General features: G+C 70.5%; 13 protein-coding genes. 3 read left to right on the forward strand and 10 right to left on the reverse strand.

Annotated features, from left to right (window positions below):
- Positions 1-95: 95 nt before the first annotated feature.
- A complete protein-coding gene (locus ASC77_RS01920; protein ID WP_056148146.1) occupies positions 96-2,165 on the reverse strand; it encodes an acyl-CoA dehydrogenase in 2,070 nt (689 codons plus the stop codon).
- 121 nt (positions 2,166-2,286) lie between these two features.
- Here ASC77_RS01920 and ASC77_RS01925 point away from each other — a divergent pair, with 121 nt between their 5' ends.
- Together ASC77_RS01925 and ASC77_RS01930 are read left to right on the forward strand one after the other, a co-directional pair.
- Positions 2,287-3,630 carry a hypothetical protein gene (locus tag ASC77_RS01925; protein ID WP_056148149.1) on the forward strand — a complete coding sequence of 448 codons (1,344 nt, stop codon included), beginning with the start codon at positions 2,287-2,289 and terminating at the stop codon, positions 3,628-3,630.
- Between the two features lie 9 nt (positions 3,631-3,639).
- Positions 3,640-4,296, forward strand: a complete 657-nt coding sequence (locus tag ASC77_RS01930; protein ID WP_235547394.1) for a class I SAM-dependent methyltransferase — start codon at positions 3,640-3,642, stop codon at positions 4,294-4,296.
- Here ASC77_RS01930 and ASC77_RS01935 read toward each other — a convergent pair.
- The 3 genes from ASC77_RS01935 to ASC77_RS01945 are packed head-to-tail and all read right to left on the reverse strand — an operon-like array spanning position 4,267 to position 7,400.
- Positions 4,267-5,394 carry a hypothetical protein gene (locus ASC77_RS01935; protein ID WP_056148153.1) on the reverse strand — a complete coding sequence of 376 codons (1,128 nt, stop codon included), beginning with the start codon at positions 5,392-5,394 and terminating at the stop codon, positions 4,267-4,269. The two genes, ASC77_RS01930 and ASC77_RS01935, sit on opposite strands and share 30 nt — an antisense overlap.
- Positions 5,391-6,140 (reverse strand): class I SAM-dependent methyltransferase, encoded by a 750-nt coding sequence (locus ASC77_RS01940; RefSeq protein WP_056148156.1) that lies wholly within the window; start codon positions 6,138-6,140, stop codon positions 5,391-5,393. Before ASC77_RS01940 ends, ASC77_RS01935 begins: the two co-directional genes overlap by 4 nt.
- Positions 6,141-7,400, reverse strand: coding sequence for a glycosyltransferase family 4 protein (locus tag ASC77_RS01945; protein ID WP_056148159.1), 1,260 nt, complete (start codon positions 7,398-7,400; stop codon positions 6,141-6,143).
- Positions 7,401-7,574: 174 nt separating this feature from the next.
- On the opposite strand from ASC77_RS01945, the gene ASC77_RS01950 reads away from it, so the two are divergent.
- Positions 7,575-8,192: a TetR family transcriptional regulator gene (locus tag ASC77_RS01950; RefSeq protein WP_056148162.1), complete on the forward strand. Its 618-nt coding sequence runs from the start codon at positions 7,575-7,577 to the stop codon at positions 8,190-8,192.
- Between the two features lies 1 nt (position 8,193).
- On the opposite strand, the gene ASC77_RS01955 is transcribed toward ASC77_RS01950, so the two are convergent.
- The 6 genes from ASC77_RS01955 to ASC77_RS01980 are packed head-to-tail and all read right to left on the reverse strand — an operon-like array spanning position 8,194 to position 12,549.
- Positions 8,194-9,135, reverse strand: a complete 942-nt coding sequence (locus ASC77_RS01955) for a pyridoxamine 5'-phosphate oxidase family protein (RefSeq protein ID WP_056148165.1) — start codon at positions 9,133-9,135, stop codon at positions 8,194-8,196.
- Positions 9,135-9,641 (reverse strand): hypothetical protein, encoded by a 507-nt coding sequence (locus ASC77_RS01960; RefSeq protein ID WP_056148168.1) that lies wholly within the window; start codon positions 9,639-9,641, stop codon positions 9,135-9,137. Before ASC77_RS01960 ends, ASC77_RS01955 begins: the two co-directional genes overlap by 1 nt.
- Complete coding sequence (locus tag ASC77_RS01965) at positions 9,638-10,963, reverse strand: glycosyltransferase (RefSeq protein WP_056148171.1); 1,326 nt, start codon at positions 10,961-10,963, stop codon at positions 9,638-9,640. The genes ASC77_RS01960 and ASC77_RS01965 overlap by 4 nt, the downstream gene beginning before the upstream one ends.
- A 59-nt stretch (positions 10,964-11,022) precedes the next feature.
- On the reverse strand, positions 11,023-11,229 hold the full coding sequence (locus ASC77_RS01970; protein WP_056148174.1) for a hypothetical protein: 207 nt from the start codon (positions 11,227-11,229) through the stop codon (positions 11,023-11,025).
- A gap of 51 nt (positions 11,230-11,280) precedes the next feature.
- The gene (locus ASC77_RS01975; RefSeq protein ID WP_056148177.1) at positions 11,281-11,778 is read right to left on the reverse strand and encodes a pyridoxamine 5'-phosphate oxidase family protein; all 498 of its coding nucleotides are present in this window, start codon (positions 11,776-11,778) and stop codon (positions 11,281-11,283) included.
- A 3-nt stretch (positions 11,779-11,781) separates the two neighbouring features.
- Positions 11,782-12,549: an SDR family NAD(P)-dependent oxidoreductase gene (locus ASC77_RS01980; RefSeq protein WP_056148180.1), complete on the reverse strand. Its 768-nt coding sequence runs from the start codon at positions 12,547-12,549 to the stop codon at positions 11,782-11,784.
- Positions 12,550-12,551 lie beyond the last annotated feature (2 nt).

Genomic DNA, 12,551 nt, shown 5'->3' on the forward strand with positions numbered 1-12,551 from the left:
CGGAGATCGGTATCGACGCGGCCTCGTGACCCTAGGCGCAGAGCGACGCGGTGTCCGGCGTTTCGGTCCGAACTCGTCCGCAGGGGTGGAGCGGGTCAGCGCGGCAGGCCGAGGATCCGCTCCCCCGCGACGTTGCGCAGGATCTGGGTGGTCCCGCCGGCGATCGACAGGCAGCGCGTGTTGAGCATCTCCCACACGTCGGCGCGGACGTCGTCGGCAGCGTCGAGCAGCACCGCGTCGCCGTGCAGCGCGACGACCAGCTCGGCACCGTCCTGGCGGTTGCGTACGCCGAGGAGCTTGGCCACGCTCGACTCCGCGCCGGGTCCCTGGCCGGCGAGCGAGCGCATCGTGCCCCGCACGCCCAGCAGCGCGCAGACCGTGGCGAGCGCGATCGAGTGGCCGACCGCCACCCGCTGCGCCGCGCTGGCGCCCGTCGCCAGCTCGATGGCGCGCTCGGTGCTCTTCGAGAGACGCGCGGTCGCCATCGCGACCCGCTCGTTGGCGAGCGTCGTGCGGGCGAGCTTCCAGCCGTCGTCCACCTCACCGACCACCAGGTCGTCCGGCACGAAGACGTCGTCGAGGAAGACCTCGTTGAAGAGCGCCTTGCCGGTGATCTCGCGCAGCGGCCGCACGTCGATGCCGTCGCTGTTCTTCATGTCGACGAGGAAGTAGCTGATCCCCTTGTGCTTCGGGACGTCCGGGTTGGTGCGCGCCAGGCAGATGCCCCAGTCGGCGCGCTCGGCGACGGAGTTCCAGACCTTCTGGCCGGTCAGCCGCCAGCCACCGTCGACCTTGGTCGCCTTGGTGCGCAGGGACGCGAGGTCCGACCCGGCACCGGGCTCTGAGAAGAGTTGGCACCAGGTGATGTCGGCGAGCAGCGACGGCCGCACGAACCGCTCCCGCTGCGCGTCGGTGCCGTGCTCCAGGATCGTCGGAACCGCCCAGCCGGCGATCACGATGTCGGGCCGGGTCAGCTCGGCCCGGGCGAGCTCCTGGTCGAGGACGACCTGGGTGACGGCGTCCGCCCCCAGCCCGTACGGCGACGGCCAGTGCGGCGTCAGGTAGCCGGTCTCGACGAACGCGGCGCGGCGCTCGTCAGCCGGCAGGGCCGCGATCCGCTCGACCGTCGCGCGGATCTCGTCGCGGATCGCCTCGTCGCGTCCGTCCAGGTCGAGGTGGACCCGGCGCCGGGTGCCGGCGACGGCGGCCGCGGTGAGCCGCTCGGCGGCGGCGTCACTGTCGCCGACCAGCGCCCGCAGGCCCAGCGCCCGGCGGAGGTAGAGGTGGGCGTCGTGCTCGAAGGTGAACCCGATGCCGCCGAGCACCTGGATGCAGGACTTCGCGACCTCCACCGCACCGTCGAAGACGACCGCCGCGGCGACGTCGACGGCGAACGCCCACTGCTCGTCGTCGCGCTCCTCCGGATCTGCCGCGCACACGCACGCGACGTCCCAGGCGGCTGCGGTCACTGCCTCGGCCGTCTCGAGCATCTCCGCGCACAGGTGCTTGATCGCCTGGAAGGCGCCGATCTTCTGGCCGAACTGCTCGCGCACCTTCGCGTACTCGACCGCCGTGGCCAGGCACCACCGCGCGACGCCGGCCGCCTCCGCGGCCGCCAGCGTGACCGTCGTACGCCGGAGCAGGCCGTCGGTCAGGTCGGGTACGGCGACGCCGGCCGCCCGGTCGACCACCCGCACCGACCCGTACCGGCGGCTCAGGTCCAGCCCCACCGACGAGGACGCCTCGACCGCGTCCCGTGGGTAGAGCGACCAGCCGCCGGACGGGTCGGTGAGGAGGAAGTGCGTGGCCGAGGGGACGTCCCACACCACGTCGGTGAGACCGACGGCGACGACCGCGTCCGCCGGAAGGTCGGGGACGACGAGCGAGGCCACCGCAGGGCCGAGCAGCGGCCCGGGCACCAGCTCGTGCGCGCACGCCTCGAGGGCGACCGCCAGGTCGAGCACCGTGCCGCCACCGCCGCCCGCGCCCTCGGGGACCGCGATCGTGGCGATCCCCATCTCCAGCGACGCCGCCCAGACGTCGCCGAACGTGGCGTCGGCGTCGGTCTCGGCCTGACGGGCGAGCTCGCGGCCCCGGAGGTCGGCCGCCCACTTGCGCAGGCTCGCAGCCAGCTCGACGTGCTCGTCGGAGATCCCGATCGACATTCTTCTCCCGTGCGGTGGTTGAGAGCCGCGTTCGCAGGCTCCTCGAAATCTAGAACGCGTTCTAGATCGTAACCGGACGGGCCACCGTTTGCCCACGCATCCAGCGGGGCATCTCCTGTCCGTGAGTGACCGGGGTCGTCGTGACGAGCTGATCGTCCTCGTCACCTTGGTGGTCATCGCGGTCGGCATCGCGGTCGGCGGCGTCATGTCCCAGTCGGGAGGCACCGACGCCCCGCAGGACACCCCGAGCCCTGCGTTCGGCGAAGCCTCCCCGACCCCGACCCCGACCCCGACTCCGACCCCGACCTCGAGCCCGTCCACGTCGGCGGCGCCGGCGGACACGGGTGTGACCGTGTGGGACCAGCCGTTCGTCTACGCCTGCCGGCTGGTCGCGCCCGCCGACGTGGCGCGGGTCTTCGGGCCGTCGGGGGCGCAGGGCTACGTCCGTCAGCAGTACCTCGACCGCACGCCGACGACCGCTGAGCTCAGGGGCGCGAGCGTCTTCGCGTACGGCGGTCTCACCACCCGCTGCACCCACTGGTTCGACGACGTCGCGGGCCACCAGCTCGACGTGGTCGTGTCCCAGTTCCCCTCCGCGGCGCTCGTCCAGCGTCGGCTGACGACACTGCTCCGGAGCACGGGGCGAGGACCGACGAAACGACCGGCCGCTGCCGTTCGCGTCCAGGGGACCCAGGGGCGCCTGCTCTACGTGCCGGACGAGCGCTCGTTCCTCGTCACCGCGGACGACCTCATCGTCGAGGTCCGCTACGCCACCGACGGCGGGCTGGCCTCCCCCCGGCCCCTGACCGAGGCAGGCGTCGCCCGTCAGGTCGGGCTGATGAAGCAGGTGCTCCGCATCGTCGACCAGCACCTCGCCGACGGGACCGCCGTCTCCGGGCCGGTGCCGACCACCGACCGTGTCAGCGGCACGGTCGGGGGCACGCCGTACGTCGAGGCCTGCCGCGTGCTCGGCGACACGGAGTTCGAGGCACTCGAGGCGCCGCTGCCCGAGCCGGTCGTCGTCGACACGTCCGTGATCCGGCACGACCCCTGGTCCAACGCGGCGGTCAACAGCTGTGAGCGCTCCGGCACGCTGCGCACGGGCAGCGCCCAGACGACCTCGACCTTCGCGGTGCTCGAGGTCCGGGTGGCGCCGGACGCAGCCGCCGCGCAGAAGGTCCTCGAGCAGCACATCGCCCACCGCTACCCGAAGGGCACGGCGGTCGAAGAGCTGTCGACCGACCCCGGTCCGGCGTACGTCATCGACATCCCGGCGACCAGGTCCGACCCGCTGCGCACCCGGGTGGTGCACGTCGTCGTGGGCGAGTACGAGCTGCGCCTGGCGGCGGTCCTCGACGTCGGGCCGCAGCGGAAGTCGGGGCGGCCGCCGACCGACGAGCAGCTGGTCGCCGCCGTCGACGCGTTGGCCCGGGGCCTCGAAGAGGCGGCGTCGAGCGTGCCCTAGGGTCACCCCGTGACCGACGCGATGCCCGCCGACCTCGTCCAGCACGCACTGGCCGCCAAGGGCTTCATGCCCGAGGACGAGGGCCAGCTGCTGCACCGCCACGCCCGCGCGCGGCTCCCCCACGGGCCGGCGCTCGAGGTCGGCACCTACTGCGGCAAGTCCGCGATCTACATCGGCGCCGCCGCGCGCGAGGTCGGCGGGACGCTCTTCACCGTCGACCACCACCGCGGCTCGGAGGAGAACCAGGCCGGGTGGGAGCACCACGACGCGTCCCTGGTCGACCCGGAGCTCGGACTGATGGACACCCTCCCGGTCTTCCGCCGCAACATCGCGCTCGCCGGCCTGGAGGACCAGGTCGTCGCGGTGGTCGGCAGGAGCACCACGGTCGCGGCGCACTGGCGCACTCCCCTGTCGCTGCTCTTCATCGACGGCGGGCACGCCGAGGAGCACGCGCAGAACGACTACACGGGGTGGGCGCACTGGCTGATGCCGGACGGGCTGCTCGTCATCCACGACGTCTTCCCGGACCCGGCCGACGGCGGGCAGCCGCCGTACCACGTCTTCCTGCGCGCGCTCGAGAGCGGCGCCTTCACCGAGGTGGAGGCCCTGGGCTCGATGCGGGTGCTGCGCCGGACCTCAGGGGACGCTGGGGACGCTGTCGGCTGAGGGGCAGCCGCACTCGAGGCCGAGCTCGGCGAAGTGCGGCGCCAACGAGGTGCCGCGCATGATGCCGGAGCCGGCCGTGCTGTGCCCGGCGACCTCGCCGAGGGCGTCGATCGCCAGGATCACCGCAGCGGCGGTGTACGACGTGTACTCGACCGGCCAGTAGACGTTGCGCGGCTCGCCCTCGGGCACGACCTCCGCCTCGTCGCCGTAGACCCAGCCGGTCCAGTAGCGACCGTCGTCCTCGCGCAGGTGCTGCATGTCCTGGATCAGCGTCAGCGCCCGGCGGTGGTCGCCGAGCGTGTCGAGCGCCATCGCGAGCTCGCAGGTCTCGGCGCCGGTCACCCACGGGTTCGTGTCGACGCAGAGGATGCCGAGCCCCGGCCGGACGAACTCGTCCCAGCGGCTCTCGAGCAGCTCGAAGGCGTCCCGGCCGCGGACCGCGCCGCCGAGGACCGGGTAGTACCAGTCCATCGAGTGCGCCGACTTGTCCTCGAAGAGGTCGCGGTGCTCGCGTACGGCGTGGCCGAGGCGGCCGCCGACGAGCTCCCACTCGGGCTGGGGGTCGTCGAGCAGGTCGGCGAGCGCGACGCCCGCGCGCAGCGACTGGTAGATGCTGGACGAGCCGGTCAGCAGGCAGAAGTCGTCGACCGGGGTCCAGTGGATGCCGCCCCACGAGGTCTGCAGCGACACGACCCAGTCGAGCGCGGAGCGCACCGTGGGCCAGAAGCGCTGGACGAACGCGATATCGCGGCGCACCAGCCAGTGGTGCCAGATGCCGACCGCGAGGTAGGCCGTCATGTTGACGTCGCCGCGCTCGTCCTCGGGCTCGCCGTCCACGATCTTCATCGGGAACGAGCCGTCGGCGCGCTGCATCGTCGGCATCCAGGCGTAGGCACGCTCGGCGGCCTCGACCTCGCCCCCGACGAGCATCGCCATGGCGGCCTCGACGTGGTTCCACATGTCGACGTGCTCGCCGACGCTCCACGGCACGGCCCCGCACGGCTCCTGCATGGCGACGATCGACGCCGCTGTCGCCGCGACCTGCTCGGCGGTGAGGATGCCGTCGACGTACGGGAGCTGCGCGAGGGGGTCCGTCATGCGACGTCCGGCTTGCGGAAGTACAGGACCATGCTCTTGCCGATCAGCGGGTCGAGGACCTTGCCGGCGTACTCCAGCGTCTTGGGCTGCTTCATGATCTCCCAGACCAGGAGCTTGTGGTAGGTCCGCGCGAAGAAGTTGTCGTCGTTGGTGACGCCGACCGCGCACTTGATCCACCAGTACGGCGCGTGCAGGCCGTGGGCGTAGTCCTTGCCCTCGAAGATCATCGCGCTGCCGGGCGTGCCGTCGTTGTAGCGGCCGGCCTTGGTGACCTTGTCGACCAGCTCGTGGTCGGTGTAGATCCGGATGTGGCCGCCCGGGGCGTTGTGGTAGTCGTCCGAGAGCTTCCAGTTGATGACCTCGGGCAGCCAGCGCGGGACCGAGATCGCCAGGGTGCCGCCGGGGCGCAGGACCCGGACCAGCTCGGTGATCGCGTCGACGTCGGCGTGGATGTGCTCCAGCACCTCGGCCGCCACGATGCGGTCGAACTCGCCGTCGGCGAACGGGAGCTGGAGCGCGTCGCCCTGCTTGATGTCGGCGGAGGCCCCCGCCGGGACCTCGCCCTGCTCCTTCATCGCACCGAAGACCTCGAGCACGTTGGCGAGCTCGTCCGCGTCCATGTCGAACGCGACGACGTCGGCGCCGCGCCGGTACATCTCGAACGCGTGCCGGCCACCGCCGGCACCCATGTCGAGCACCCGCTCGCCGGGCTGCAGGCCCAGCCGGTCGAAGTCAACGGTCAGCACTTAACTCTCCTCCTGCTCACGCCGGTTCTCTGCCCGATATTGGGCGATCACTTCCTCGTACGCGACGGCGACCTTCGCGGCCACCGCTCGCCAGCTGAACAGCTCCTCGACCCGCTGACGGCCGGCGGCGCCGTACCGCGCCTGGCGCTCGGGGTCGTCGAGCAGGGCCGCGATCGCGGCCTCGAGCTCGCCGACGTCGCCCGGCGTGACCAGGTCGGCGCACAGGCCGTCGGGGCCGACGACCTCCGGGATCGCGCCCGCGTCGGACGCGATCAGCGGCGTGGCGCAGGCCATCAGCTCCGCGGTGGGGAGCGAGAACCCCTCGTAGAGCGACGGCACGCAGGCCAGCTCGGCGCTGCCCATCAGCTCGACGAGCTCCGCGTCGCTGACGCCGTGCACGAAGTGCACGTGGTCCCCGATCGAGAGCTTGTCGATGAGCTTCTCGGTGCGGCCGCCGGCCTTGGGCTTGGTGACCAGGAAGAGCTCGAGGTCACGCTCGGTGCGCAGCTTGGCGAAGGCCTCGAGCAGCGTGGCGATGCCCTTCATCGGGGCATCGGCGCTGGCCATCGCCATGATCCGGCCCGGCACCCGAGGCTTGGTCGGGGGCACGAACGCGTCGTCGACGCCGAGCAGGATGACCTGCATCCGGGCCGGGTCCACGCCGAAGTCCTTCGCGATGTCGCGCTTCGAGGTCTCGGACGGGGTGAGGATCTTGCGGGCCTGGCGCGCGACGGCGGCCTGCATCTTCACGAAGCCGTACCAGCGCCGGAGCGTGAGCTTGCGCCACGGGTTCCGGGTCGCGGCGATGTCGATGCGGCGGTCGTAGCTGATCGGGTGGTGCAGCGTGGTCAGCAGCGGGAGCCCGAGCTTCTCGATCTCGAGCATGCCGTAGCCGAGCACCTGGTTGTCGTGGACGACGTCGAAGTCGTCGACCCGGTCCTTGAGGGCGCGGACGGCGCGCAGGCTGAACGTCTTCGGCTCGGGGAACCCGGCCGCGCACATCGTCGCGAACTCCTCGACGTCGATGCGGTCGCGGAACTCCTTGAGCGTGGGCAGCCGGAAGGGATCGGGCTCGCGGTAGAGGTCCAGGCTGGGCAGCTTGGTCAGCTCGACGCCCGGGTCGAGGTCGGGGTAGGGCTGACCCGAGAACACCTCGACCGAGTGGCCGAGGTTGACCAGCTCGCGGCTGAGGTGGCGGATGTAGATGCCCTGTCCCCCGCAGTGCGGCTTGCTTCGATACGACAGCAATGCGACTCGCATCCGCACCTCAATCTCTCAACAACTCGGACACGATGCCCTCAGCGGTTTCAACGGCCCAACTGGAACGTGTTCCTATTTTAGACCACGAACAGTTAGCCTAGTGGTCGTAATCAACGGGACTCTCGGGGGTTCTCTAGACTCTGCGGACCAACGTCGTTCCGAACGTCAACCTGCATGGGAGTCCGTGTGAGCAGCGCCAACTCGCTGGCAGTCGAAGATCTCGGCTCGGCCGCGCAGCGCGATCGTCGCAAGCGGATCCTCGACGCCACGATCGCGCTGGCCTCGGAGGGCGGCTTCGACGCCGTCCAGATGCGTGGGGTCGCCGAGCAGGCCGACGTCGCCCTCGGCACGCTCTACCGCTACTTCCCGTCCAAGATCCACCTGCTCGTCTCCGCCCTCCAGCGCGAGTTCGAGCGCTCCGAGACCGCGCTGCGCGACCGGCCCGTCGAGGGTGACACCGCCGCGGACCGGGTGATCTACACGCTCAAGCGCACCACGCGCGGCATGCAGAGCGACCCGAAGCTGACCGAGGCCCTGACCCGGGCGTTCATGTTCGCCGACGCCTCCGTCGCCGCGGAGATCCACCAGGTCGGCATGCTGCTGACCACGATGCTCACCCGCGCGATGTACCCCGAGGGTCACGACACCCTCACCGAGGACGACGTCCAGATCGCGCGCGTCATCGGCGACGTCTGGCTCTCCGCCCTCGTCGGCTGGGTCACCGGGCGCTCGACGGCCGCCGAGACCGGCCAGCAGATCGAGGTCGCGGTCAAGCTCCTGCTCCGCGACTGAGCTACGCCTCGAACTCGACGACCTCTCGCTCGAGCCAGGTGTCGACCTTGGCCGACAGCAGGGTGAGCTCGTAGACCAGCTCGCGCTGCTGCTCCTCGTCGGTGAGCCCGTCCACATAGCCGGGCACCTGCGCGCGGTACAGGTCCGCGACCTCGGCGAAGCCGGACGGCACCCGCCTGACCCGGACCCGGTTGCTGCTGATCGTCTCCCCCGACTCCATCGTCCCGGCGAGCACCGCGATCCGCCCGCGGTCGAGCGCGTGGACCTTGGTGCCCTCGGGCGCCGTCGTGATGTACCAGACCTCGGGCCGGTCGGACCGGACGAAGCGCATCACGCGGCTCGCCGCCGCACCGGACTCGTCGACGGTCGACACGGCCACGACATTGGTGGCCGCAGCGACCTTGGCGAAGGTCTCACGGGCGCGCTCGGCGAAGGTCGTGCTGTCCTGGCGGTTCGCCTTCGCGAAGGCGAGCGCTGCCTGCACCGAGTCGAAGCGCTGCTCGCTCTCGATGAAGTAGAGGATCTGCGGGACGTACGGCGAGATGTCCTCGTCCTCGTAGTAGAACGACTGCCAGCGCCGGCCCGCGTGCAGCTCGCTGGTGAACCTGGCCCGTCGGCCCGCCTCGTAGCGGGCCAGCCGTCGCCGTCCCCACGCCGTCCCCAGCAGGCTGCGGCCGAGCTGCACGCCGATGATCGCACCGAGGACGACGTTGACGGCCAGCGGTCGCCACCAGTCCGGTCGCCGCGGCAGCGTGCTGTCGACCGCGAAGAAGATCAGTGCACCCACGACCCCACCGCCGAGGGCCGCCAGCACCGTCAGCACCGCCCGGTAGCGGCGCACCTCGAACCGGATGGCGTCGGCGGCGCGCTGCCTGCTCTTGACGTGCAGCTCGCGCTGCTTCATGTCGGCGACGAGCGCCTGGTCGGCGGGCGAGAGCGGCATCAGTCGACCCCGTTGGCCCGGTAGAGGCCCCGCAGCTCGTAGGTCTCGATGTCGCCGTAGGGCTGGATCTGCACCGCTCGCTGGAGCACCCGGTCGGCCTGCGGGCCGTACTTGTCGGAGTACCAGGTCTCGGCGATCTCGAGGCGCAGGGCGAGGCGCTGCTCGTCGTACTCGCGACGGCTGTTGCGTGTCTGCGCCGACACGCGGTCGAGGAGGTGCAGGCCGAGGAAGATGAGGACGAAGGCGAGGAAGAGGATCTCGAGCAGGAACACCGTCCGGTCCCACATGTCGAAGCCCTCCTGGTAGCTCCACCACCCGCCCTCGTCGTCGCGGTGCAGCAGCGACGAGGCCGTGATAAAGACCGGGAGGACGACGAAGAACCAGCTCACCAGAACCCAGACCGCCTGGAAGACCTTGGTGCGGACGTGACCGCGGCCGAAGAACCACTCGACCGTGACGTCCTTCTCCGAGACCTCGTGGACGACGTAGGAGGGGCGGTCCGTCATGACGGCTCCCTCCCGTGCACCTCGCGGGTGCCCTGCAGGCTGTCGGAGCGCTCCGGCGACTTCCACGAGCCGCCGTCGCGGCGCTCCCAGACCTTGCGGACCGTCGGCACGAACTCGACCACGACGGTCCAGGTGTTCACCATCCAGTAGACGAGCATGTATGCCGGCGCGAAGAGGATGTACTTCAGGGTCCGGCCACCGTCGTTGTAGTACGACGCGGCGCTCAGCTGGACGAGCCCGATGACCATCTGGAGGGCCACGAAGATGCCGACCATGTACCAGTTGTGCCAGAACCGCTCCCAGTTCTGCGTCACGGCCATGAGGAGCTGGGTCAGCAGGAAGAGCGCCATGCTGATCCAGTAGAGGAAGCTCCAGAAGACGCTGAAGCTGTAGTCCAGCACGATCGGCATCATCCGCCAGCGCCGGATCGGGTGCCGCAGCAGTGCCGGCCCCTTGGACACGAGGACGTAGATGCCTCCCGACGACCAGCGACGCCGCTGCTTGACTAGCGATCGGGTCTGCTCCGGCACGTCGAGGAAGAAGCGGATGTGCGCCGCGAACAGCGCCCGCCAGCCGGCGCTCTGCATGTCCCACGCGATCGCGATGTCCTCGGTCGGCTGCTCCGCGTGCCAGCCGCCGACGTCGAGCACGGCCTGCCTGCGGTACATCGTGTTGGCCCCCGAGAACGCGAAGAGCCCGCCGTACGACATCTGCGAGCGCTTGATCAGCCCGATGATCGAGTTCAGCTCGTTCTGTTGCGCCTCCGCGGTGAGCGTCGTGCGGTTCGCCGCCAGCATGTTGCCGGTGACCGCCCCGACGTTCTGCCCGCCCTCGCGCTCGAAGTAGCTCAGGTACTGCCACAGCGCGTCGGGGTTGGGCCTGGTGTCCGCGTCGTTCGAGAGGAGGAAGTCGCCGCGCGCGAACGCCAGCGCGACGTTGAAGCCTTGCGCCTTGCCCCTGTTCTTCACGATCGAGACGACCCGCAGGTCCGGGTACTCACCCTGCAGAGAGGCCAGGATCTCGGCGGTCCGGTCGGTGGAGGCGTCGTCGACGACGATGATCTCGTACTTGTCCGACGGGTAGTTGAGCATCGTCTCGAGGTAGCGCACGGTGCTCTCGATCGACGCCTCCTCGTTGTGCGCCGGGACCAGGATCGTGACGAAGGGCTCGCCGTGCTCCAGGTAGCGCGGACGATCGCGGCGCTCCGAGAAGACGTGGTAGTAGAAGCTCGAGACGAGGAACGCCAGGCCGCCGACGATCGGGTAGGCGATCAGGACGAAGATCAGCAGCTGGACGAACCAGTCGGCGCCTGAGCTCGGCATCCCTCCTCCTTCGCGCGCTCTTCGCGCACGATCCTAGTCAGCGCCCAGGGCGGCCGGACTCACCCGAAGAAGGTGGCCGTTGCCGCCACCGCGACCCCGATCGTGAGGACGCCCAGGTTGACGCCGATCAACGCGTACAGGAGGTAGGCGGGCCCGCTCGACAGCGGCAGCGCCTCGTCGCGCTCGCGCGACCTGGTGAAGGGGGCCACGACCGCCAGCAGGACCACGACGCCCGCGGTGGTCACGACGGTCTCTGCGGGGCTCACCCGCGGCCCATCGGCGGGCCGCCCGCCGACCTGAGCGACTCCGCGGCGCCGCTACCCGACGTACGGCGCGGTCGAGCCGCCGAGCTCCATCTCGGGCAGGCCGAGCTTGCGGTGGTCCCAGGAGCGAGTGCGCTCGGGGTCGAGGCGGATGGCTGCGCGGTTCTTGGCCATGAACTCCACGAACGGCTTCATCTCCTCGGTGTACGGCGCGTTGTAGCGCTCGAAGATGTTGACGCAGACGTCCCACACGACGTCCTCGTCCTCGATGACCACCGCCTGGCCCTCGATCGCGACGCCGCGCAGCTGGTCGTAGGTGTGACCGGCCTCCACGAGGAACGAGCAGCGCGGGTCGCGGCGCACGTTGACGGTCTTCTGCGCCTTCTTCTTGGTCTCGAACCAGATCTGGCCGTCCATCACGGCGTACCACATGCCGACCAGGTGGATCTGGCCCTGCGGCCCGTAGGTCGCGAGCGTCGAGGAGCGCTGCTGCTGGAGGAACTCGGCGATCTCGTCGTCGGACATGACGACCTGGCCGCGCTGGTTGGCCATCGCTCAGCCCCCGAAGGCGTGGGTCGAGGTGACGCCGCCGTCGATCGAGATCTCGGCGCCGTTGATGTAGGACGACTCGTCGCTGGCGAGGAAGACGTAGAGCGGGGCGATGTCCTCCGGGTAGCCGACCCGGCGCAGCGGCACGCGGGAGGCACCGAACTCCATCGCCGCGTCACCGCCGTGGACGCGGGTCATGGGGGTGTCGATCATGCCCGGGTGGATGGAGTTCACCCGGATCCCCTTGGGGCCGAGCTCCATCGCAGCGCACTTGGTCATGCCGCGGATCGCCCACTTCGTCGCGGCGTACGCCGTGCAGCTGGCCATCCCGGCGAGGCCCTCGACCGACGAGGCGTTGATGATCGAGCCGCCGCCGTTCTTGCGCATCGTGCGGGTGACCGCCTGCATGCCCAGGAAGCAGCCGAGCTGGTTGACCCGCCAGAGCAGCTCGATCTCGTCGACGGGCATCCGCTCGATGTCGCCGAACCGGAGCAGGCCGGCGTTGTTGGCGAGCACGTTCACTGGGCCGAAGCGCTCGTTCGTGTCCTCGACGACGCGCTCCCAGGAGGCCTGGTCGCTGACGTCGTGGTCGGCGAAGTGCGTCCCCGCGCCCAGCTCGTCGGCCAGGGCCTGACCGGGCTCCTTCGCGATGTCGGCGATGACGACCTTGGCGCCCTCGGCGACGAAGTGGCGGACGATCGCCTCGCCCTGACCCATCGCGCCGCCGGTGACGATGGCGACCTTGCCGTCCAGACGGCCGTTCCCAGAGCTCATGC

It is taken from the genome of Nocardioides sp. Root1257, assembly GCF_001425175.1.
Lineage (GTDB): Bacteria > Actinomycetota > Actinomycetes > Propionibacteriales > Nocardioidaceae > Nocardioides.